Origin of the sequence: Achromobacter sp. JD417, assembly GCF_041879325.1 — a bacterium.
GTDB lineage: Bacteria > Pseudomonadota > Gammaproteobacteria > Burkholderiales > Burkholderiaceae_B > Achromobacter > Achromobacter mucicolens.
The window spans coordinates 2,532,856-2,553,247 of record NZ_CP087159.1 but is presented as its reverse complement, the minus strand read 5'-3'; the positions used below and the strand labels follow the sequence as shown (position 1 = coordinate 2,553,247).

The 20,392-nt window shown below is 66.6% G+C and carries 22 protein-coding genes; 11 read left to right on the top strand and 11 right to left on the bottom strand.

The genetic code is table 11. The features are described 5' to 3' along the window. Nucleotides 1-22 precede the first annotated feature (22 nt). The gene (locus tag LN047_RS11730) at nucleotides 23-1,471 is read left to right on the top strand and encodes an adenylate cyclase (RefSeq protein ID WP_373981818.1); all 1,449 of its coding nucleotides are present in this window, start codon (nucleotides 23-25) and stop codon (nucleotides 1,469-1,471) included. A 76-nt stretch (nucleotides 1,472-1,547) separates the two neighbouring features. Further along, the gene (locus LN047_RS11725; RefSeq protein WP_373981817.1) at nucleotides 1,548-2,084 is read left to right on the top strand and encodes a peroxiredoxin; all 537 of its coding nucleotides are present in this window, start codon (nucleotides 1,548-1,550) and stop codon (nucleotides 2,082-2,084) included. A gap of 90 nt (nucleotides 2,085-2,174) precedes the next feature. Here the strand turns inward: LN047_RS11725 and LN047_RS11720 are convergent, their stop codons facing one another. Next, entirely contained in the window at nucleotides 2,175-3,623 is a 1,449-nt protein-coding gene (locus LN047_RS11720) for a CoA transferase (protein ID WP_373981816.1), read from the bottom strand. Between the two features lie 309 nt (nucleotides 3,624-3,932). Here LN047_RS11720 and phrB point away from each other — a divergent pair, with 309 nt between their 5' ends. Further along, nucleotides 3,933-5,351, top strand: coding sequence for a deoxyribodipyrimidine photo-lyase (gene phrB, locus LN047_RS11715; protein ID WP_373981815.1), 1,419 nt, complete (start codon nucleotides 3,933-3,935; stop codon nucleotides 5,349-5,351). A gap of 92 nt (nucleotides 5,352-5,443) precedes the next feature. Beyond that, nucleotides 5,444-7,114 (top strand): methyl-accepting chemotaxis protein, encoded by a 1,671-nt coding sequence (locus LN047_RS11710; protein ID WP_373981814.1) that lies wholly within the window; start codon nucleotides 5,444-5,446, stop codon nucleotides 7,112-7,114. Here the strand turns inward: LN047_RS11710 and LN047_RS11705 are convergent. Next, the gene (locus tag LN047_RS11705) at nucleotides 7,077-7,409 is read right to left on the bottom strand and encodes a tetratricopeptide repeat protein (protein ID WP_128828181.1); all 333 of its coding nucleotides are present in this window, start codon (nucleotides 7,407-7,409) and stop codon (nucleotides 7,077-7,079) included. The genes LN047_RS11710 and LN047_RS11705 overlap by 38 nt on opposite strands. Nucleotides 7,410-7,567: 158 nt before the next feature. Between LN047_RS11705 and LN047_RS11700 the strand changes: the two genes are divergently transcribed. Further along, nucleotides 7,568-8,059 carry a glutathione peroxidase gene (locus tag LN047_RS11700; RefSeq protein WP_373981813.1) on the top strand — a complete coding sequence of 164 codons (492 nt, stop codon included), beginning with the start codon at nucleotides 7,568-7,570 and terminating at the stop codon, nucleotides 8,057-8,059. Here the strand turns inward: LN047_RS11700 and LN047_RS11695 are convergent. Then, nucleotides 8,056-8,523, bottom strand: a complete 468-nt coding sequence (locus tag LN047_RS11695; RefSeq protein WP_062841400.1) for an Lrp/AsnC family transcriptional regulator — start codon at nucleotides 8,521-8,523, stop codon at nucleotides 8,056-8,058. The two genes, LN047_RS11700 and LN047_RS11695, sit on opposite strands and share 4 nt — an antisense overlap. Before the next feature lie 122 nt (nucleotides 8,524-8,645). Here LN047_RS11695 and LN047_RS11690 point away from each other — a divergent pair, with 122 nt between their 5' ends. From LN047_RS11690 to LN047_RS11665, 6 genes are all read left to right on the top strand, one after another. Continuing rightward, nucleotides 8,646-9,551, top strand: a complete 906-nt coding sequence (locus tag LN047_RS11690; protein WP_373981812.1) for a DMT family transporter — start codon at nucleotides 8,646-8,648, stop codon at nucleotides 9,549-9,551. 142 nt (nucleotides 9,552-9,693) lie between these two features. Then, on the top strand, nucleotides 9,694-10,395 hold the full coding sequence (locus LN047_RS11685) for a glutathione S-transferase N-terminal domain-containing protein (protein WP_223575392.1): 702 nt from the start codon (nucleotides 9,694-9,696) through the stop codon (nucleotides 10,393-10,395). A 17-nt stretch (nucleotides 10,396-10,412) separates the two neighbouring features. Then, on the top strand, nucleotides 10,413-10,877 hold the full coding sequence (locus tag LN047_RS11680; protein WP_056316881.1) for a GNAT family N-acetyltransferase: 465 nt from the start codon (nucleotides 10,413-10,415) through the stop codon (nucleotides 10,875-10,877). 36 nt (nucleotides 10,878-10,913) lie between these two features. Next, nucleotides 10,914-11,189, top strand: coding sequence for a lipoate protein ligase C-terminal domain-containing protein (locus tag LN047_RS11675; RefSeq protein ID WP_056318682.1), 276 nt, complete (start codon nucleotides 10,914-10,916; stop codon nucleotides 11,187-11,189). Further along, entirely contained in the window at nucleotides 11,186-11,962 is a 777-nt protein-coding gene (locus LN047_RS11670; protein ID WP_142055663.1) for a biotin/lipoate A/B protein ligase family protein, read from the top strand. The genes LN047_RS11675 and LN047_RS11670 overlap by 4 nt, the downstream gene beginning before the upstream one ends. A gap of 30 nt (nucleotides 11,963-11,992) precedes the next feature. Beyond that, complete coding sequence (locus tag LN047_RS11665; protein WP_142055665.1) at nucleotides 11,993-12,811, top strand: RsiV family protein; 819 nt, start codon at nucleotides 11,993-11,995, stop codon at nucleotides 12,809-12,811. 135 nt (nucleotides 12,812-12,946) lie between these two features. On the opposite strand, the gene LN047_RS11660 is transcribed toward LN047_RS11665, so the two are convergent. From LN047_RS11660 to LN047_RS11625, 8 genes are all read right to left on the bottom strand, one after another. Continuing rightward, nucleotides 12,947-14,236, bottom strand: coding sequence for a Glu/Leu/Phe/Val dehydrogenase (locus LN047_RS11660; RefSeq protein ID WP_373981811.1), 1,290 nt, complete (start codon nucleotides 14,234-14,236; stop codon nucleotides 12,947-12,949). Nucleotides 14,237-14,556: 320 nt separating this feature from the next. Beyond that, nucleotides 14,557-15,504 (bottom strand): formimidoylglutamase, encoded by a 948-nt coding sequence (gene hutG, locus LN047_RS11655; RefSeq protein ID WP_373981810.1) that lies wholly within the window; start codon nucleotides 15,502-15,504, stop codon nucleotides 14,557-14,559. Continuing rightward, nucleotides 15,501-16,289, bottom strand: a complete 789-nt coding sequence (locus tag LN047_RS11650) for an amino acid ABC transporter ATP-binding protein (RefSeq protein ID WP_373981809.1) — start codon at nucleotides 16,287-16,289, stop codon at nucleotides 15,501-15,503. The genes hutG and LN047_RS11650 overlap by 4 nt, the downstream gene beginning before the upstream one ends. Next, a complete protein-coding gene (locus LN047_RS11645) occupies nucleotides 16,286-16,954 on the bottom strand; it encodes an amino acid ABC transporter permease (protein ID WP_056316867.1) in 669 nt (222 codons plus the stop codon). Before LN047_RS11645 ends, LN047_RS11650 begins: the two co-directional genes overlap by 4 nt. After that, complete coding sequence (locus LN047_RS11640) at nucleotides 16,951-17,694, bottom strand: transporter substrate-binding domain-containing protein (protein WP_056316864.1); 744 nt, start codon at nucleotides 17,692-17,694, stop codon at nucleotides 16,951-16,953. The genes LN047_RS11645 and LN047_RS11640 overlap by 4 nt, the downstream gene beginning before the upstream one ends. Nucleotides 17,695-17,749: 55 nt before the next feature. Then, entirely contained in the window at nucleotides 17,750-18,490 is a 741-nt protein-coding gene (locus LN047_RS11635; protein WP_142055671.1) for an IclR family transcriptional regulator, read from the bottom strand. A gap of 204 nt (nucleotides 18,491-18,694) precedes the next feature. Next, nucleotides 18,695-19,576: an ankyrin repeat domain-containing protein gene (locus LN047_RS11630; RefSeq protein WP_373981808.1), complete on the bottom strand. Its 882-nt coding sequence runs from the start codon at nucleotides 19,574-19,576 to the stop codon at nucleotides 18,695-18,697. Nucleotides 19,577-19,614: 38 nt separating this feature from the next. Further along, on the bottom strand, nucleotides 19,615-20,385 hold the full coding sequence (locus LN047_RS11625; protein WP_056316856.1) for a TatD family hydrolase: 771 nt from the start codon (nucleotides 20,383-20,385) through the stop codon (nucleotides 19,615-19,617). Between the last annotated feature and the right edge of the window lie 7 nt (nucleotides 20,386-20,392).

The window sequence follows — 20,392 nt, the reverse complement described above, 5'->3', positions numbered from 1 at the left end:
CTGCTGCGCCAAGGACATTCTCATGAGCCCTTCCTTCCAGTTTGCCCGCTTGCGGCCGCTGGCCACCGCGGCCCTGCTGGCAGTTACCGCCACCGCCCCCGCGCTGGCCGCCGCGCAGAACGTCTACTCCACGCAGCAGGTGCCGGTTCCGTCTGCGTATCAACAACCCGCATACGACGAGGGCGATCCGGCCAACGCGAATCTGGCGCTCGTTGACCGCAGTCCCGAGCCGCCACCGCCCCTGCCGGTCTACGTGCAGCCGCCCGCCCCCGCGGACGGCTATCTGTGGGTACCCGGCTACTGGAGCCTCAACCGTTACGGCTTTTTCTGGGTGCCCGGCGCCTGGGTGCTGGCGCCATATCAGGGCGCTCTCTGGACCCCGGGGTACTGGGGCTTTTCCAATGGCGTTTACCTCTGGAACCCGGGCTACTGGGGGCCGCACGTGGGTTTCTACGGCGGCATCAACTACGGCTTCGGCTATACGGGCCTGGGTTATGTGGGCGGTTACTGGAAACGCGACCGCTTCTACTACAACCGGTCCGTCACGAACGTGAACATCACCCGCGTGACGAACGTCTACAACCGGAACATCGTCGTCAACAACGTGGACAACCGCCGGGTCAGCTACCACGGCGGGCCGCAAGGCGTGCGCCGCAATGCCGACCCGCGCGAGCTGGCCGCGCGCAATGACCGCCACGCCGGCCCCACCGACGCGCAGCGCGCCTACGTGCGCGATGCGGGCGGCAACCGCGCCCAGTTCTATGACCACAACAAAGGCAAGCCGCCCCAGGCGTATGTGGATCACCCGAACAACGGCAGGCCCGGCCGGGACGCCCGCCCGCAGGGCAACAACCCGTCCGCGCCGCAGGAACGCCTGCCGCAGGATCGCCTGCCGCAGGATCGCCTGCCGCAGGACCGCCTGCCGCAGGATCGCCAGCAGCAGGTCCGCGACCAGCAGGCGCGCGATCAGTTGAGAAACGATCAGCAGCGCCAGCAGCAGGCTCGCGAACAGCAAAGCCGTGACCAGCAGGTGCGCGACCGGCAGCAGAACGACGCGCAGGCCCAGCAGCAATTGCGCCAGCAGCAGATGCGTGACCAGCAGGCGCGCCAGCAGCAGCAACGCGATCAGCAGAACCAGCAGGACCTGCGCGAACGCCGGCAACAGGATCAACAAGCGCGCCAGCAGCGGGAACGCGACGACCAGGCACGCCAAATGGCGCGTGACCGTCAGGAGCACGAACAACAGGCGCGCCAGAACCGCCAACAACAGCAACGCGATCAGCAGGCGCAGCAGGTCCGTCAGCAGCAACAACAACAGCAACGGCAACAGCGCGATCAGCAGCAGGCCCGCCAACAACAGCAGCAGCAACAGCAACAACAGCAGCAGCGGGAACAGCAGCAGTCACGCCAGCAGCAGCAACGCGACCAGCCGCGCGGCAACAATGGCCGCGGCGGGCCTGACGGCGGTTGAACTGGACCCGGGCGCGCCCCGCCGCTACAGTAGACAGCTTGCCGCGGCGTTTCCGCGGCTCCAACGGGAGACACCCATGAAGCGCCTTGCCCCCTGGTTCCTCGTATGCGGCCTGATGGCCGGCACGCCGGCCCTCGCCGCGCTGCCGGTGGGCGCCGCCGCGCCGGACTTCAGCGTGCCAGCCTCGCTGGGCGGCAACGAATACACCTTCAAGCTGAAGGAAGCGCTCAAGCAAGGTCCGGTGGTGCTGTATTTCTTCCCGGCGGCATTCACGCAGGGATGCACCATCGAAGCCCACAATTTCGCCGAGGCCACGGACGAATACAAATCGCTGGGCGCCACGGTCATCGGCGTCTCGACCGACAACATCGACACGCTCAAGAAGTTTTCCGTCAGCGAGTGCCGCAACAAATTCGCCGTCGCGGCCGACGGTGACGGCAAAGTCATGAAGGCGTACGACGCCGTGCACGACAAGCGGCCGGAATATGCGCAGCGCGTGTCCTACGTGATCTCGCCCGAAGGCAAGATCCTGTACGAATACACGAACATGAGCCCCGAGTCGCACGTGACAAACACGATGCGCGCGCTGCGGGAATGGAAGGCCAGGCAGTAACGCCCTGGTGAGATACCAGCGTCCACAATAAGGCGCGGTCGTAAACGTACTGCGTAAACGTACTGCTTTACGTACCGCGCCTGCCGAAGATCAGTTGAACGGCCAGACCGTCGGGTGCGTGCCGGGCGGACTGGACGGCCGGATCCAGCGCGCCGGGGTCTCCGAGAAGCGCGCCGCATGGCGCACCGCGACCAGCTCGCCAAAACCTGATGGCGACGTCTCCATCAGCCCGTCAAAGCCCGGCATGGGACAGTCCAGCCCGCCGTCCACCCGCCCCAACCCGCGCAGCCAGTGCGCGGTCTGAGCGAGCGACACGCGCACGTGCCAGCTGCCGCCTTCGGTTGCCTGGCGCGCCAACGCCACCTGCGCGCCAAACGCCATCAGGTAACCCGACGCGTGATCCAGGATCTGCATCGGCAGCGCCTTGGGCGCCTCCTGACCGGCAGCCAGCGCTTCCGCGTGGTTAAAGCCCGTGGCCGTCTGCACCAGGGAGTCGAACCCGCGCCGGTTCGCCCACGGCCCCGTCGTGCCGTACGCGGACAAAGACACATACACAATGCCCGGACGGATGCGTGCCGCGTCCTGCGGGCCGAATCCCAGTGCGGACATGCCGCCGGGGCGATAGCCCTGCACGAAGATATGCGCGCTGCGCAGCAGGTTGCCAAGCGCGATGCGGCCATCTGCCGTGTCCAGGTCCGCCAGCACGGACAGCTTGCCGCGGCTGGTGTCGATGATGTTGTCGATATTGGGCAGTTGCGGGCTGTTGACCAGCATCACGTCGGCGCCATAGGCGGCCAGCGCGCGCCCGCACACCGGCCCGGCGATGATGCGCGTCAGGTCCAGCACGCGGATGTCCTGCAGCGGCCGCGCATTCTGCGCGTACTTCGGGAGCGGGCGAGGATCAGCTTCACCGATGCGTTCGATGGTCAGCAGCGGTTGCGCGGCGACAGCCTGCCCCTGCGGATGGCGGTCCCATTCCTCGAACGAGCGCATTGCCGACACGACCATGCCGGCATCGGCCGCCACCTGCTCGAAATCCAGCGCTTTCCAGCGGCTCAGCGCGCGTTCCACGGCTTCCCGCGTGGCGCCGTCGCCGGTCGGGCAGCCCAGCAAGGCCAGCGCCCCGTCACGGTGATGCGCGAAGTTGGCGTGAATGCGCACCCAGCCGCCATCGCCGCAGCGATAGACGCCGGTGATGGGATCCCACGGATTGGGCGTGACGCCATTGATGGTGTAGTGGCTGCGGCACTCCTGTGCCGCATGCAGCATGTCCACGCTGACCTGCTGCCGGGCGCCGCCACGCAGGTGCCAGACCTCCGCAGCAGCCAGAGCTGCGGCAGCCATGCTGGTCTGCGCCGCCGTGCCGACGGCAAATGAGGAAGGGACGACAGGGTCTGCGCCGGTCAGCACGACGTGCTCAAGCGACGCGTCCGGTAAATCGACCGAACGCCAGAGCTTCTGCAAGACATCGCGGGACGTCTTGCCGGCGGGTGTACGTCCCTTCAGAAAGGACGGGCGGAAGTCCATCAGATTTCCCATAGCGTTTGCCTGCTTTAGTCGTTGACTTGCATTACATGGCGGCGTCCACACGTGCGTCAATACACGCCACGCGCCAGCGTGTTTCATGGTTTGACGGGCAATGCGGGGCGTTTTGGCGTTCGGGCGCCATCTGGCCCCTGCCCCTGCCAACCAGCCGCCGCAACGGGTTGCAGTGCAACACCGGTCACATCTCCTCGTAGTTTTTACATCGTCTTCCAGGCGCTTTCGCTCCGGGCCGCGCGCGTGCTCGGGATAGAATCGCAGCCTCGCCGGCGCGCCGCCCGGCCCCCCTGTCCCTGGAGCCTCCCCATGAACACGCTGCTCTGGCTGCGCACCGACCTGCGCATGCACGACAACGCCGCGCTGGCCGCGGCGGCCGAGGCCGGCACGGTCACCGCGCTTTTCCTGGCCGCGCCCGGACAATGGCGCCAGCATGGCGACGCCCCGGCCAAGGTGGATTTCTGGCTGCGCAACCTGCGCGAGCTGTCCCAGGACCTGGGACAGGCCGGCATTCCGCTCAAGCTGCTAACCGTTGACGACTGGCGCGACGCCCCGCGGGCCGTGGCCGCGTTCTGCCAGGAACACGCCATCGAAGCGGTCCACGTCAACGCCGAGTGGGGCGTCAACGAACGCCGCCGGGACGACGCCGTCGCGGCCGCGCTGGCCGACATCGGCATCGAGTGGACGGTGCACCACGGCGCGACGCTGCTGCGCCCCGGCACCGTGCTGACCGGCAAAGGCGATTGCTATCGCGTCTACACGCCCTATGCCCGCACCTGCCGCGAGCGCCTGCGCAGCGCGCCGGTGCGGCCCATTCCCGCGCCCCGCGCCCAGACGCCGCCGCGCTGGAAGTCCGATCCGCTGCCGGACTCGTTCGACGGGTTCGACGCGCCCAGCGACGCCGTCCGGGCGCTCTGGCCCGCCGGTGAAGCTGCCGCCAGCGACCGGCTGGCCGCCTTTGCCGACGAGGCGATCTTCGCCTACAAGGACGAGCGCGATTTCCCCTCGCTGCCCGCCACCAGTTGCCTGTCGCCTTACTTTGCCGCGGGCGTCCTGTCTCCCGGCCAGGCGCTGCGCGCCGCGCTGGCGGCCAACCAGGGCGAGATCGACAGCGGCAAGGCCGGCGCCGCCACGTGGATCAACGAACTGCTGTGGCGCGAGTTCTACCTGCACCTGCTGGCGGCCTACCCCGCCCTGTCCATGCACCAGCCCATGAAGCCGGAGACCGCCGCCGTGCCCTGGCGCGACGCGCCCGACGACCTGGCGGCCTGGCAGCAGGGCAAGACCGGCATCCCCATCGTGGACGCCGCCATGCGCCAGTTGCTGGCGCTGGGCTGGATGCACAACCGGCTGCGCATGGTGACGGCGATGTTCCTGTCCAAGAACCTGCTCATCGACTGGCGTCTGGGCGAGGCCTGGTTCATGTCGCAGCTTGTGGACGGCGACCTGGCCGCCAACAACGGCGGCTGGCAATGGAGCGCCTCCACGGGCGCCGACGCGGTGCCCTACTTCCGCGTCTTCAATCCGCTGTCGCAGTCCCGCAAATTCGACCCGCGGGGCGTGTTTTTGCGCGAATGGCTGCCTGAACTGGCGCATCTTGACGACAAGGCCATCCACGATCCCAATCCCATGGAGCGGGCCGCCGCGGACTATCCGGAACCGATCGTGGATCTGGCGCAAAGCCGGCTGCGGGCGCTTGAAGCCTTTGGCAACCTGCCCGCCGCGTAAGCGCGTCGACCTGTGGCGGCGTTGACGTACATCAACGCCGCCACCGCGCCCGTCCCCGATGATGCCCTCGCCCATCACAGGACGAGCGACGCATGCGCAACAACCAGCCGGTCAACGACACGGAATACGTACTCCGCGACGAGCAATACCTGATCTCCCGCACGGACTCGCGCGGCCGGATCATCTACGCCAATCCGGCGTTTGTTCACGCAAGCGGCTTTTCACGCGAGGAACTGGTCGGCGCGCCGCACAACATCGTGCGCCATCCCGACATGCCGCCAGCCGCCTTCGAAGACCTCTGGCACACCATCCAGCGTGGTGAGTCGTGGACAGGCATGGTCAAGAACCGCCGCAAGGACGGCGGCTTCTACTGGGTGCTGGCCAACGTCACGCCCATCGTGGAACGCGGCACCACCGTCTGTTATGCCTCGGTGCGGGTCAAGCCCACCCGCCAGCAGATCGAAACAGCCGAAGCCGTTTATGCCAGCCTGCGTCTGGGCACGGCGCGCGGCATCCGGCTGTGCGGCGGCCGGGTCAAACCGGCCGGGGTGCGCGGCGTCCTGGCGCGGCTCAAACTCTGGCGCCTGACCGGCGTGCGTTCGCGCCTCCTGGCGTGGGCGGTGCTGTCCGCCTCGCTGTTCATCGGCGCCGCCGGCGCAGCCATCTACGGCATGCACGACCGCCTGAGCAGCAGCGCGCTGGCCGCGGCCATGGCGCTGACTACGGGCGGCGTCGCGCTGATCTTCGCGTCGGGCTGGGGCTTTGCGCGCGCCATCGCCGGGCTGCTGGGCGCGGCCACCGACTTCACGCGCCAGATCGCCGCGGGCAACTTGAGCACACCGCTGCCCGGCGCCCTGACTGGGGACGAGATCGGCGAGCTGAAGTTTTCCCTGGAAGTCATGCGCAAAAGCCTGGTCAGCATCACGCGAGACGTGCACGGCGGCATCGAGAACGCCCTGCAGTCCGCCGCCGACATCGCGCAAGGCAACGCGGACCTCTCGGCCCACACCGGGCGCCAGGCGGCGTCGCTGGAACAGGCGGCCGCCAGCATGGCGCAATTGGCCGTCACCGTGAAGCAAAATGCCGCCAACGCGCAGGATGCCGACGCCATGGCAAACCAGGCCAGCGACCTCGCCCGGCGCGGTGGCAATGTGGTTGACGAGGCCGCGCACGCCATGCAAGGCATTGTCCAAAGCTCATCGCGCATTGCCGAGGTCGTGGGCATCATCGACGGCATTGCCTTTCAGACCAACATCCTTGCGCTCAATGCAGCCGTCGAAGCCGCGCGCGCCGGCGAGGCCGGCAAGGGATTCGCGGTGGTGGCCAGCGAAGTACGCAGCCTTGCCCAGAAAAGCGCCACCGCCGCCCGCGAGATCAAGGCGCTGATCGAAAGCTCGGACGCGCGCGTCGGCGATGGCGTGCGGCACGTCGAGCGGGCCGGCGCCAGCATGCGCGATATCGTGGAATCCGTTCAAAAGGTCACGCGCATCATCAACGAGATCGCCGCCACGTCGACGGACCAGCATGCGGGCATCGACACGGTCAGCCGCAGCATCTCGGAAACCGACAGCGCCGCGCAGGGCAACGCCGCGCGCGTCGAACAGGCCGCCAAGGCGGTCGCCGACCTGCGCACGGATGGCGCCCGCCTGCGTCACGCCATCGAGGTCTTCCGCGTGGCCAGCGCACCGGCTCCGGCCGCGGCACTGCCAGGGAACCCCGAAAGTCTCAGGCGCCCGCGGCCGCTTCCTTGTCCAGGCGCTTGATGAACACCTGCAATTCCTTGACGACCTGCTGATCTCCCCGCGCCTGGGCCGCCGCCAGCCCGGACTCCCAGGCGGCGCGGGCCCCGGGCTTGTCATTCAGCCCGAGGCAGGCCTTGCCCAGCCATTTCCAGGCAACCGAATACGTGGGATCGAAAGCCAGCGCCGCGCGCAGATGGGTGCAGGCCTCGGCAAAGCGTTCCTGTTCCGCGTAGGCCTTGCCAAGCGAAAACCGCAGCAGCAGATTGTCGGTGCCCTTGGCCAGCATCGCCTCCAGTCGCTCGATCATTCCTTCCATGCCGCGGCTCCTTTCCAGCGTCTTCGGTAAACCCGCATCATAGGCCGGGCCCTGCCGCGATGCCGCAAAGCCCCCACGCGCGTCTGCGGCGCTACACTCCCAAGTCTGCCCCAACGCCCGCGCCGATGCGCGGACGACGCCCGATTCCAGGAGCCCGCATGAGCACAATCCATGATTTCTCCGTCCGCGCCATCGACGGCACGCAGCAGTCCCTAGAGATGTACCGCGGCCGCGTGCTGCTGGTGGTGAACGTTGCCTCCAAATGCGGGTTCACGCCGCAGTATGCCGGTCTGGAAGAGCTCTACCGCGCGTTCCACGACGACGGCCTGACCGTGCTCGGTTTTCCGTGCGACCAGTTCGGCCACCAGGAGCCCGGCGACGAGGCCGAGATCCGCAATTTCTGCAGCACCCAATACGACATCACCTTTCCGCTCTTTGCCAAGATCGATGTCAACGGCCCGAACGCCCACCCGCTGTACCAATGGCTCAAGGGCGAAAAGCCGGGCGTCTTCGGCACCGAAGGCATCAAGTGGAACTTCACCAAGTTCCTGGTCGGGCGCGACGGCCGCGTGATCAAGCGCTACGCGCCCACCGACACGCCGGCCAGCCTGCGCGACGACATCACCGGGGCCCTGTCCGCCCCCGTCTAACGCAGCGGCGGCAGCCGCCTGCGCACCGTGTGCGACTTGACGATGGCGGTGTTGGTTTCGGCAAATTCGGTCACTCGCTCCAGAATGCCGTCCAGGTGCGTGATGGACCGGAGCACCATGCGGGCGATGAAGCAATCATCGCCCGTTACCTTGTCGCACTCCACGAATTCCGGAATCTCTTGGATCAGGCCCTCGACATGGCGCAACTGCCCGGGCAACGGCCGGATGCGAACAACGGCCTCCAGCGAATACCCCAGCGCCACCGGATCCACGTCCAGCGTGTATGCGCGAATTACGCCGGATTCCTCGAGCCGCCGCATGCGATCGGCGACGCTGGGCGCCGACATGCCCACCTGCCGCGCCAGGTCGGCCGTGGTGGTGCGCGCATTGGCAGACAGCATCTCCACGAGACGGCGGTCGATCCCATCCAAAACCGGACTTTCATTTTTTAGGTCGTTCTGCATAAATTCCACCCAAAGCAAGGTTGAATCGCGAAAGTGCCACGGCAACATCATATAAGCGGATGAAACCGCCTGGGATAATTTCTCCATCGAATTCCTGGCCAGATGGCCTTTGGAGAACCACCATGATCCCCTCGACCGAACGCACGGGCCTCGCGCAGATGGCGGCCGCCATGACCCTGTCGGGCACGCTCGGCGTCTTCGTTCTGGAGTCCGGGCAAAGCGCCTGGAACGTCGTATTCTTTCGCTGCGTGTTCGGCGCCCTGTCGCTCTTTCTGTACTGCTGGGCGCGCGGCCTGCTCAAGCCGGGACTTTTTACCGCGAAAACGCTGGCCCTGGCGCTGGCCGCCGGCGCCGCGCTGGTGCTGAACTGGGTGCTGCTGTTCTCGGCCTATCGGCTGGCGTCCATTTCGCTGGCCACTGCGGTCTACAACGTGCAGCCGTTCTTCCTGATCGGGCTGGGCGTGCTGTTCCTGGGCGAGCGCCCCTCGCGCGGCAAGGTGGCATGGTCCCTCGTCGCGTTCGCCGGGCTGCTGCTGGTGCTGCGTCTGGGCGATGGCGGCGCGGCGGGCGGCGGCGCCTATCTGACGGGTCTGATGCTAGGCCTGGGCGCAGCCGCGTTGTACGGCATCACCGCCATCATCGTAAAGCGCCTGAAGGGCATCCCCCCGCAGGTGCTGGCGCTGGTGCAGGTGACGCTGGGCGCGGTGATGCTGCTGCCGATGGCCGGCTTCAATGCCCTGCCCGCCCAGCCTGTGCAATGGGGATACCTGGTGGCGCTGGGTCTCATCCACACGTGCCTCATGTACATCCTGATGTACTCGGCCATCCAGAAGCTGCCCACCACCTCCACCGCCGCGCTCAGCTTCATCTATCCCGCCGTCGCCATCCTGCTCGACTTCGTGGTCTACGGCCACCGCATGGACGCCTCGCAGATCGCGGGCGTGGCGCTGATCTTCCTGGCCGCCGCCGCGGTCAGCCTGAACTGGACGTGGCGGCTGCCGCGCAGCCCGCGTCCGGGCGCGGTCTGACCCCAGGGCGCCGGGGGGCCCTGCGCGGAAACCCGCATCCTCCCCCCGGTTATTCAGGCATCCGTCCGGTGTGCGCCGCTATCATGGCCCTTCCATCCGCGGGCGCTTGCCCGCGGCGCCATGACACACAGGACACACCCTCATGATCGATCTCTATTACTGGACGACCCCCAACGGCCACAAGATCACGCTGTTCCTCGAAGAAACTGGCCTGCCCTACAAGATCCACCCGGTCAACATCGGCCGCGGCGACCAATTCAAGCCCGAATTCCTGGCTATCGCGCCCAACAACCGCATCCCCGCCATCGTGGACCACGCGCCCGCGGACGGCGGCGCGCCGATCTCGTTGTTTGAATCCGGCGCCATCCTGCAATACCTGGCCGAGAAGACCGGCAAGTTCCTGCCCGCCGACGTGCGCGGGCGCGCCGAAGTGTCGCAATGGCTCTTCTGGCAGATGGGCGGCCTGGGCCCCATGGCCGGCCAGAACCACCACTTTTCCGGCTACGCGCAGGAACGCATCACCTACGCGATCGAGCGCTACGTCAAGGAAACCAATCGCCTGTACGGCGTGCTGAACAAGCGTCTGGCCGACCGCGAGTTTGTCGCGGGCGACTATTCCATCGCCGACATGGCGGCCTACCCGTGGATCGTGCCGCACGCCAAGCAAAGCCAGGACCTGAACGAATTTCCGCACCTCAAGCGCTGGTTCGAAGCCATCGGCGCGCGTCCGGCGACGCAACGCGCCTACGCGCTGGCCGACACCATCAACACCACCCCGTCGGTCAACGACGAAGCCTCACGCCGCATCCTGTTCGGCCAGACCGCCCAGAACGTCGCACGCTGACCAGGAAGGAGCACGCCATGACTGCCCCGCAACGCGTTTTTCGCCGCGCACGCGCGGCCGATCTGCCCGCCATCGTGGCCATGCTGGCCGATGACGACCTGGGTGCAGGCCGCGAGGACGCCTCGGTCCCGCTGAACCCGCGCTACCTTGCCGCCTTCGAGGCCATCGAGCAGGATTCCAACCAATTCCTCGCCGTGGTTGAGCAGGATTCACAACTGGCGGGCTGTTTGCAGTTATCGTTCATACCCGGCCTGTCGCGGCGGGGGATGTGGCGGGGCCAGATCGAAAGCGTGCGCATCGCCTCGGCGTTTCGCGGCGCGGGACTGGGCCACGCCATGTTCGAATGGGCCATCGAACAATGCCGGATCCAGGGCTGCGAACTGGTCCAGCTCACCACCGACCGCGCGCGCCCCGATGCGCGCCGGTTCTATGAAAGCCTGGGTTTCAAGGCCAGCCATGACGGCATGAAGCTCAGCCTGTAACGTCTGATTCTGATTTGAAAGGAGCGCCCAATGCCTTTGCATGGCGAATACAAAGTCCCCGGCGGCAAGCTGGTCGTCGCGGATCTGGAAGTGCGCGATGGCCGCCTGGCCGACGTGCGCATCAGCGGCGACTTTTTCCTTGAACCGCCCGAGGCGCTGGAAGCCATCAACCGCGGCCTGAACGGCATGCCCGCGGACGCCGGCGAACTGGAGCTGGCGGTTGCCGTGCAATCGGCCCTGCCGGCCGACGCCGAAATGTTCGGATTCTCCGCCGAAGCCATTGCCGTGGTGCTGCGGAGGGCGCTGGCATGAGCCGCACCGACTGGAACGATTACGACTGGCAGCTGATCCACGAAGGCCCGCAGCCGCCCGCGCTGCACATGGCGCTGGACGCCGTCATCACCGACGAAGTCGGCGCCGGCCAGCGCCCGCCCACCCTGCGCATCTGGGAATGGTCCGCGCCGGCCGTCGTGATCGGCCGCTTTCAATCCCTGAAGAACGAAGTCGATCCGGACGGCGCCAAGCGCCACGGCATCGAAGTGGTGCGCCGCGTGAGCGGCGGCGGCGCGATGTTCATCGAGCCGGGCAACTCCATTACGTATTCGCTGAGCGCGCCGCAGGCGCTGGTCCACGGCATGAGCTTCCAGGAGTCGTATGCCTTCCTGGACGCCTGGGTGCTGACCGCGCTGCAGGGCCTGGGCATCAAGGCCTGGTATCAGCCGCTCAACGACATCGCCTCCGACATCGGCAAGATCGGCGGCGCGGCGCAGGCTCGCCGCGCCGGCGCCGTGCTGCATCACGTCACCATGTCCTACGATATCGACGCCGACAAGATGGTCGAAGTCCTGCGCATCGGGCGCGAGAAGCTTTCCGACAAGGGCACCACCAGCGCCAAGAAGCGCGTCGATCCGCTGCGCACGCAGACCGGGCTGGCACGCGAGGTCATCATCGACCGCATGGTGGAAACTTTTGCCGGGCTGCATCGTCTGACCCCGGGTAGCGTGGGCACGGAAACGTTGGCGCGCGCGCAGGCGCAGGCGGACGAAAAATTCTCCCGCGCCGACTGGACAGGCGTCGTGCCCTGACGGCGCCTTGCGTTTTCTGGAGGTAATTGCATGAATCGCAGCTTCACGCCGGCTGGCGCGATACGCGGTCTGATCCTGGGCGCCGCCCTGCTGGCCCTGGCCGGCTGCGGCAGCACGCCCCCCTCGAACATCACCCTTGCAACGCCCGATGCCTCGTCATCGGCCACGCCGGAAAAGTTGGGCGACCTGTCCACCGAACGCATCAAATGGGCGGCCAGCAAGCCGGGCTGCGAAGGCGACTGCCCGCGCATCGAAATCGACAGCGTGGCGTTTCCGGGTATCCCGAAACTGACCGCGCTGGTGGACCACGTGCTTGCCTACATGACCGGCACCGACGCCAATCGCCGCGGCCCCTACGAGACGCTGTCGGAATACACGCAGTATTTCTGGTCCACGGCGCGCCCGCGCGACGCGACCTACTTCAAGGCCAGCGTGAAGGACACGGTGGGCGACATCGTCGCCGTCGAACTGCACACGGAACAGTACCTGACCGGCGCCGCGCACGGCATCCCAGCCACCCAGTACCTGAACTGGGAACGCAGCCGCGGCCGCGTCATGAGCCTGGACGAAGCACTGATCCCGGGACGCCGCGCCGAATACGTCGCCGCGTTGCAGCGCGCGCACGCGAAATGGCTGACGGGCAACCCCGATGCCAAGCGCGACCCGGCGGCCTACAACAAGATGTGGCCCTTCCAGGAAAGCGACAACTTCGCGATCACGCGCGATGGCATTGTGGTCAAGTACGACGCCTACTCGATCGCGCCGTATTCGCACGGCGAGCCGGAGCTGACGATTTCGTACCAGGATCTGCGCGGCATCCTGAAGCCGGAACTGCTGCCGGCATCGTGAAGCCTCGGCCATCCCGGGTCTTGACGTAAAAATGCCGGGCATCTGCCCGGCATTTTTCATCACCACAAATAGGAATCGCCCCTTGCGGAGCGATTCCGGCATCGCGCCCGCGAAGGCGCCATGCCGATTCAGTCTTTACGGGTACAGGCCGCGCACCTGGCGGGCCTGCAGGATGCGCGTGCACGCCACGATGAACGCGGCGGTACGCAGCGTCACCTTGTGCTCGCGCGACACCTGCGCCACCGACGCATAGGCTTCGCGCATCAGGCGCTCGAGGCGCTGGTTGATCTCTTCCTCGCTCCAGAAGAAGCTGGAGAAGTCCTGCACCCACTCGAAGTAGCTGACCGTCACGCCACCGGCGTTGGCCAGCACGTCGGGCACCACGTACACGCCGTTCTCGGCAAGGATGTCGTCCGCTTCCGGCGTGGTCGGGCCGTTGGCGCCTTCCACGACGATCTTGGCGCGCACCTTGGCGGCGTTGTCGACCGTGATCTGGCTTTCCAGGGCTGCCGGGATCAGGAACTCGGTTTCCAGCGTCCAGAACTCGTTCTTGTCCAGCGCCTGGCCACCCGAGAAGCCGCCCACGCCGCCGGTTTGCGACACATGCGACAGCAGCTTGTGCACGTCCAGGCCGGCCGGGTTGTGCACGGTGCCGGTGTGGTCCTGCGCGGCCATGACCTTGGCGCCGGCCTCGTGGAACAGGCGGGCGGCGGTGCCGCCCACGTTGCCAAAGCCTTGCACGACAACGCGTGCGCCGTCCACATCGATGTTCCTGTCGCGCGCGGCTTCGCACGCCACGACGAAAACGCCGCGGCCCGTGGCTTCGACGCGGCCCAGGCTGCCGCCCAGCGCGATCGGCTTGCCCGTGACTACGCCCGTGGCGGTGGCGCCTTCGTTCATGGAATACGTGTCCATCATCCAGGCCATCGTCTGGGCGTTGGTATTCACGTCAGGCGCGGGAATGTCCTTGGACGGTCCGATGATGACGCCGATCTCGCTGGTGTAGCGGCGGGTCATGCGTTCGAGTTCCGACGCGGAGAGCTTGCGCGGATCGACACGGATGCCGCCCTTGGCGCCGCCGTACGGCAGGTTGACCGCGGCGTTCTTGACCGACATCCAGGCCGCCAGCGCCATCACTTCGGACAGCGTGACATCCTGGTGGAAACGCACCCCACCCTTGCCCGGACCGCGAGACACGTTGTGCTGCACGCGGTAGCCCTCGAAGTGGGCGATGGTGCCGTTATCCAGTTCGATCGGCACATCGACGATCAGCGAGCGCTTCGGACGCTTCAGCGTCTCGACCCACCGGCTCAGGGAACCGAGGTACGGCGTGACCCGGTCGACTTGTTGCAGGTAATTACCCCAAGGGCCGAGGTCCTCGGCATTCAGATAAGACGGCAAGGCATGGGTGGGAGTTTGAGACATGAGCATGCTCTCCTGACAAAGTTGCGCCATTTTATCCATGAATCTAATACCGTCCCTATTTAAAGTCTAAATTTTTTAAATAGGGACATATAGATGTTGCGGATACCGAACGGGTCGCAGGCGGGGCCGGAAGCTGCACTTATCCTAAGCCGCGAAACCGGGCGCGTCCAGCCTGCGCGGGACGCCACGGCCGATAAAAAAAGGGCGGCCCTCGCAAAGAGGATCCGCCCTGCATCTGCCCCGGTGTCTGACACCCTGGCGAGACGGTCTACAGCCTGCACCATCGCAACAAGGGTGTCAGACACCGCATCAGCGTCGAATCACGCCGACAACAACTGCCAAGCCAAACGCGCCGCCGCGCGCGCGCCGCGGCCGTCGACGTCGAACTTGGGGTTGAATTCCGCCAGGTCGGCCAGCCGCAGCTTGCCGCTGGCTTTGACACGCAAAACGATCTCCTCGACCACCGCCATCGGCACCCCGTAAGGCGCCGGCGCGGACACCCCCGGCATCACGCCCGCGGGCAGCACGTCCAGGTCGATCGTCAGATACACGTGCTGGGCCTTGGCCAGCAACCCATCCACGTCGGCCAGCCGCGCCTCAAGATGACGCTCCTGCATGTCCCGGTCCTCGACCCACACGGCGCCGATTTCCGCGGCGCGGGCGTACAGTGCGGGCGTATTAGCCAACCGCGAGACGCCCAGGCAGGCGTATTGCAGTTCGCGCCCGCGCGCCTCGCTGTCTGCCGCAATCTGGTCGAACGGCGTACCCGAGCTGCCGGGACGGCCCGTACGCAGATCGAAGTGCGCGTCCAGATTCAGCACCAGCACGGCGCCGGCGTCGCCGCGCGCATCCAGCCAGCGGGCCAACCCCTGGAAACTGCCCCAGGCAATTTCATGTCCGCCGCCCAGCACGACAGGCCGGGCGCCCCGGCCCATCAGTTCGGCCAGACGCAAGCCCAGGCGCTCCTGTGCGTCCTCCAGCTTGTCGCCGTGGCATTCGACGTCGCCGGCATCCAGCAGGCGCGTCAGACCGTGCGCCGGCAGGCCCGCCAGGTACTTGCGGATACCGGCCGGCCCCGCGGCGGCGCCCACGCGCCCCTGGTTGCGCGCCACGCCCGCATCGCAAGCAAAGCCCAGCAGCACGGCTTCGCCTATTTCGCCCTGCCCCGCTTCGGGCTCGACGATATGCGCCAGCCGGCGGGTGTCGCCCTGCTCGGCGCTGTCGTCGCGCGCCTTCCACACGCTCTTGTCCAGTTGCGATGCGTTCATGCTGCCGCCCCCGGACTCGCGCTCAGCACCGCCTGCAGGAACTCGCGGGTGCGGGCCTCGCGCGGTTGGGTGAAGATTACGTCCGGCGGACCGGACTCCAGGATCACGCCGCCCTCCATCACCGCCACCACATCGGCCACGTCGCGGGCAAAGCCCATTTCGTGGGTCACGACCATCATGGTCATGCCTTCGCGGGCCAAGAGCTTCATGACCTGCAGCACTTCGCCCACCAATTCCGGGTCCAGCGCCGAGGTCGGCTCGTCAAACAGCATGACCTGCGGCTGCATGGCGAGCGCGCGTGCGATGGCCACGCGCTGCTTCTGGCCGCCCGACAGGCTGGCGGGCATGGCCGCCATTTTCTGCGACAGGCCCACCTTGTTGAGAAGGTCCGCGGCCAGCCCATTGGCCTCTTCGCGGCCCATGCCGAGCAGCGTGCGCGGGCCGACCGTCACGTTGTCCAGCACCGACAGGTGCGGGAACAGATTGAAGCCCTGGAACACCATGCCCACCTGCGTGCGCAACGCGTTCAGCTCGGCCTCCGGCAACAGCGCGCCGTTGTCCTGCAGTGTCTGGCCGCAGATGTCCACGGTGCCGCGCTGCGCCACTTCAAGACCATTGCAGCAACGCAGCAAGGTGCTCTTGCCCGACCCGCTGGGCCCGATGACCACGACCACTTGCGACTTCAGCACATCGAAATCGATGCCGCGCAGGACGGCGTGATCGCCGTAGGATTTATGCAGGCCGCGGATGCGGATCATTTCCTGCCCTTCGATGACGAGGCTCATTGCACCATTCCTCCAGCGCGCAGGTGATGTTCGATCTTGCGCAAAATCACCATGGCGATCGTGGTCAGGGCCAGATAGATCAATGCCACCACCAGGTAGGTTTCCAGCGAGCGGTAAGACACGCTGATGATCTTCTGCCCTTCGTGCATCAGATCGTGAATGGTCAACAGCGACACCAGCGCGGAGTTCTTGATCAGTGCGATGAACTCGTTGCCCAGCGGCGGGATCATGCGCACCACCGCCTGCGGCAGGATGATGATGCGCATGGCCTGGCCGGACGACATGCCCAGCGAACGCGCCGCCTCCGTCTGGCCGCGATCCACCGACTGGATCGCGCCCCGCACGATTTCCGACACGTAGGCCCCGGAATACATGCCCAGGCCCAGCACGCCGCAGGCGAACGCCGGCAGCGTCACGCCGAACTGAGGCAGGCCGAAGAACCAGATGAAAAGCTGCACCAGCAGCGGCGTGCCCCGAAAGAACAGCAGATAAGTGCTGCACAGGTGATAAATGACGCGGCGCTGCGGGTTGAGCCTGCCGATACCGACCAGCAGTCCCATCACGCAGCCCAGCAGCAAGGCGCCGGCGGTCACCTCGATGGTGACCACCGCGCCCCGCAAGAGCGCGTCAAAGTCGGCGAAGACGGGAGAAAAATCCAGGTTCATTTCGCGGGCGCCTCGAACCACTTGTTGACGATGGCCTGGTAGCTGCCATCAGCCTTCAACTTCTGCAGCGCGGCGTTCAGATCGCGCGTGAGCTCAGGCTTGTTCTTGGGCACGGCGATGCCGTAGTCCTCGGTCGTGATCTGCTCGTTCAGCACGGTCAGGCCATTGGTGCTTTGCGCGAACAGCTTGGCGGCGGGCTTGCCCGTCACCGCGGCATCGGCGCGGCCGATCTGCACCAGGTTGAACATCTCCTGGTTCTTTTCGACTTCCACGCGCTGGACCTTGGGGAAATGCTCCTTCAGGTAGTTCACCGACTTCGTGCCGACCTGCACCGACACCTTGCGGCCTTCCAGGTCCTTGAGCGTCTTGATGGGACCGTCGGCCTTGGTCAGAACCACCAGACCGCCCGCGTAGTACGGGTCGGTGAAGTCGACGACCTTGCTGCGCTCGGGCGTGATGTAGATGGCGGACACCGCGATGTCGGCGCGGCCGGCTTGCAGCGCGGGAATCAGGCCCTTGAAGTCGATGTCGATCCACTCGACCTTCTTGCCCATCGCGCCGGCCAGCGCCTCGACCAGTTCGATGTCAAAGCCGGTGCGCTTGCCGTCCTTGACGAACTCCATCGGCGGGAAGGTGGCGTCGGTGACGGCGCGGATCGTTTCCTGGGCGTGCGCGGCGCCAGCGGCGCAGGCGAGGCTCAGGGACAGAGCGGCGGACAGCAGAGTGCGGCGATTCATCATGGTGAGTCCTATGGAAGTGGGTACGACGGGAGGTAAGAGGGTGTGCAATGCGGCGTCAGGCGGCCTTCAGGCGTTCGGAGATGCGGCGGGCGGCTGCCAAGGTCATGTCGATCAGCGCGTCGGGATGCTGCGCGGCGCGGGTGGACGGCGCCATCAGCGTGATCGAGGCCACGGCCTGATTCGGCCGCTGGAAGATCGGCACGCTGACGCCCCAGACGCCGGCATCGACTTCGCTGTCGGTCACGGCATAGCCCTGGTCGCGAATGGCCTCCAGCTCGCTCGCCAGCCGGTCGGCATCCACGGCGGCCTCGTTGGCCAGGTAGGCAAGCGCCGCCTGCAGCCGGGCCTGCGGCATGAACGCCAGCAGCGACTTGGCCGACGCGCCCCGCGCCAGCGGCAGTCCGCGGCCCTTGGTGAACGAGCAGCGCAGCGGATGCTGGCTTTCCACCATGTCCAGGCACACAGCCTGGTCCTTCACGGCGACGAGCAGTCCGATGGTTTCGCCGGACGATGCGGCAAGCGCAGCCATGTCGGGCTGCGCCTCATGAATCAGGAAAGACGATTGGTCAAAGCCCCACGCAAGCTGCACGCACAGCGGCCCGGGTCCGTACTCGCCGTCGTGTTCGGCGACAAAACCCCAGCGCTTGAGGAGCGCAATCTGCCGGTACAGCGTGCTTTGCGCCAGGCCCGTCTTGTCGGCCAGCGCGGCAATGCTGAGCGGGCCGTCGTGCCGGGCCAAGGTGGCCAGCACATACAGGACGCGATCCGCGCCCGCCCCGACAGATGTTTCCGACATAACGACTCAACTCCCAGAAATATGGACGCGAGATTATCAATTTGTGGCGGTTTCGCTTCTATTTTTTCCCACCCAATGAGAATCACAAGGGAAAACCCCGAAATCCGGACGCAAAAAAACCCGCCGGGAGGCGGGTTTGGTGCATTGGCGGCGTCTGCGGCGGTTGGGTCAGACCGCGGGGCAGATCACGGACGAGACCGAGGATCAGGGCGCAGGCGGCTTCTCGTAATCCGACAGCCCGACGCCGGAGACACCTTTCACACCGCCGCCAGTTGCCGGCGCGGCGGCGGCCGGCGCGGGTGCCGGGACCGGCGCTGGCGCCTCGGCGGGTTGCCCCGCGCCCGTGCCAGCGGCGCCCGCCTCCTGCGGCGCCCCTTGCGCCGACGCGCGGCGTTTGCGCTTGGCGTCCGCTTCCTTCTGGGCCATGGCCGTCAGCTCGGCGGCCAGCGACTCCGACTTGCCCGTGGCCGCCCACGCGGCCGCATCCTGCCCCTTCGCGTCCTGCGTGGTGACGTCGGCCCCGGCCCGGATCAGCAATTCGACCATGGGTTTGCGGCCAGACAGCGCCGCCATCATGAGCGGCGTCTCGCCATTGGGCGCCGGCGCGTTGACCATCGCCTTGTTCGCGAGCAGCAGTCGCGCCATTTCCATCTGCCCCTTGGAGGCCGCGTAATGCAGCGGCGTCCACCCCAGGCGGTTGACCTGCGCGCCACGCGCGATCAGCTTCTTGGCGCGCTCGGTCTGGCCGGCGATGGCCAGGTACATCAGCGGCGTTTCGCCCGCCGGGTTCTCGGCGTTGACGTCGGTGCGCTTGTCCGCGGCGAGCACGTCAAACACCTTCCAGGCGTTGTCCACGACCGCGCGCATGATGGCCGGCTGGCCGTTCTTGTAGCGCACATTGGGATCCGACCCCTGCGCCAGCAGGTCGCGGATGTCGTCGGGGTAATCGTTGGCGACGTAGACCCACCAGTCGCCCGGATTGGCCGCCTGCGCGGTCGGCGCGGCCAGACCGATGGCCAGCGCAAGCAGGCCGGCGCGGCTGCACGTCAAAAGGGCTTTATGGGCGGAGGCGATGCGGATGGCCATGGCTATCCTAGGATGCAGATTCAAAAAAACGGTCCGACCTATTTCTTCACCTTGCTGAAAAGCTTGAAGAAATTGTCGGTGGAAGCGCGGGCGACCTCGGCTGCCGTGATGCCGCGCAGGTCCGCGATCTTTTCGGCCACGTGGATCACCTTGGACGGATCGTTGAGCTTGCCGCGAAACGGCACCGGGGCCAGGTAGGGCGAATCGGTTTCGATCAGCAGCCGGTCCAGCGGGACCTTGGCGGCCACTTCATGCACGATCTGCGCATTCTTGAACGTCACGATGCCCGACAGCGAAATGTAGAAGTTCTGGTCCAGCGCGGCCTGCGCCACTTCCCAGGTTTCGGTGAAGCAGTGCATCACGCCGCCCGCCTCAGCCGCCTTTTCCTCGCGCAGCATGCGCACGGTGTCCTCGGCGGACGATCGCGTGTGCACGATGAGCGGCAGGCCGGCGTCGCGCGCGGCGCGGATGTGGCGGCGAAAACGTTCGCGCTGCCAGTCCAGTGGTTCGGACAGACGGTAGTAGTCCAGCCCGGTTTCGCCGATGGCCACGACCTTGGGATGCTCGGCCAGCCGCACCAATTCCTCGGGCGTCGGGTCCGGCGTGTCCTCGTAGTCGGGGTGCACGCCCACCGAGGCCCACAGGCGGGGCTGCGGCTCGACCAGCGACATCAGGCCGGGCCATTCCGGCATGTTGACGCTGACGACGAGCGCGTGCGTGACCTGATTGGCCGTCATGCGGTCAAGAATGGCCGGCAGATCGTTGGCAAGCTCGGGGAAATTCAGATGACAGTGGGAATCGACGTACATGGTGAGT

What these genes read in the sequence shown, in the direction of transcription:
- LN047_RS11730 (WP_373981818.1), top strand. Translation starts at nt 23, where the DNA reads ATGAGCCCTTCCTTCCAGTTTGCCCGCTTGCGGCCGCTGGCCACCGCG.
- LN047_RS11725 (WP_373981817.1), top strand. Translation starts at nt 1,548, where the DNA reads ATGAAGCGCCTTGCCCCCTGGTTCCTCGTATGCGGCCTGATGGCCGGC.
- LN047_RS11720 (WP_373981816.1), bottom strand. Translation starts at nt 3,623, where the DNA reads ATGGGAAATCTGATGGACTTCCGCCCGTCCTTTCTGAAGGGACGTACA.
- phrB (WP_373981815.1), top strand. Translation starts at nt 3,933, where the DNA reads ATGAACACGCTGCTCTGGCTGCGCACCGACCTGCGCATGCACGACAAC.
- LN047_RS11710 (WP_373981814.1), top strand. Translation starts at nt 5,444, where the DNA reads ATGCGCAACAACCAGCCGGTCAACGACACGGAATACGTACTCCGCGAC.
- LN047_RS11705 (WP_128828181.1), bottom strand. Translation starts at nt 7,409, where the DNA reads ATGGAAGGAATGATCGAGCGACTGGAGGCGATGCTGGCCAAGGGCACC.
- LN047_RS11700 (WP_373981813.1), top strand. Translation starts at nt 7,568, where the DNA reads ATGAGCACAATCCATGATTTCTCCGTCCGCGCCATCGACGGCACGCAG.
- LN047_RS11695 (WP_062841400.1), bottom strand. Translation starts at nt 8,523, where the DNA reads ATGCAGAACGACCTAAAAAATGAAAGTCCGGTTTTGGATGGGATCGAC.
- LN047_RS11690 (WP_373981812.1), top strand. Translation starts at nt 8,646, where the DNA reads ATGATCCCCTCGACCGAACGCACGGGCCTCGCGCAGATGGCGGCCGCC.
- LN047_RS11685 (WP_223575392.1), top strand. Translation starts at nt 9,694, where the DNA reads ATGATCGATCTCTATTACTGGACGACCCCCAACGGCCACAAGATCACG.
- LN047_RS11680 (WP_056316881.1), top strand. Translation starts at nt 10,413, where the DNA reads ATGACTGCCCCGCAACGCGTTTTTCGCCGCGCACGCGCGGCCGATCTG.
- LN047_RS11670 (WP_142055663.1), top strand. Translation starts at nt 11,186, where the DNA reads ATGAGCCGCACCGACTGGAACGATTACGACTGGCAGCTGATCCACGAA.
- LN047_RS11665 (WP_142055665.1), top strand. Translation starts at nt 11,993, where the DNA reads ATGAATCGCAGCTTCACGCCGGCTGGCGCGATACGCGGTCTGATCCTG.
- LN047_RS11660 (WP_373981811.1), bottom strand. Translation starts at nt 14,236, where the DNA reads ATGTCTCAAACTCCCACCCATGCCTTGCCGTCTTATCTGAATGCCGAG.
- hutG (WP_373981810.1), bottom strand. Translation starts at nt 15,504, where the DNA reads ATGAACGCATCGCAACTGGACAAGAGCGTGTGGAAGGCGCGCGACGAC.
- LN047_RS11650 (WP_373981809.1), bottom strand. Translation starts at nt 16,289, where the DNA reads ATGAGCCTCGTCATCGAAGGGCAGGAAATGATCCGCATCCGCGGCCTG.
- LN047_RS11645 (WP_056316867.1), bottom strand. Translation starts at nt 16,954, where the DNA reads ATGAACCTGGATTTTTCTCCCGTCTTCGCCGACTTTGACGCGCTCTTG.
- LN047_RS11640 (WP_056316864.1), bottom strand. Translation starts at nt 17,694, where the DNA reads ATGATGAATCGCCGCACTCTGCTGTCCGCCGCTCTGTCCCTGAGCCTC.
- LN047_RS11635 (WP_142055671.1), bottom strand. Translation starts at nt 18,490, where the DNA reads ATGTCGGAAACATCTGTCGGGGCGGGCGCGGATCGCGTCCTGTATGTG.
- LN047_RS11630 (WP_373981808.1), bottom strand. Translation starts at nt 19,576, where the DNA reads ATGGCCATCCGCATCGCCTCCGCCCATAAAGCCCTTTTGACGTGCAGC.
- LN047_RS11625 (WP_056316856.1), bottom strand. Translation starts at nt 20,385, where the DNA reads ATGTACGTCGATTCCCACTGTCATCTGAATTTCCCCGAGCTTGCCAAC.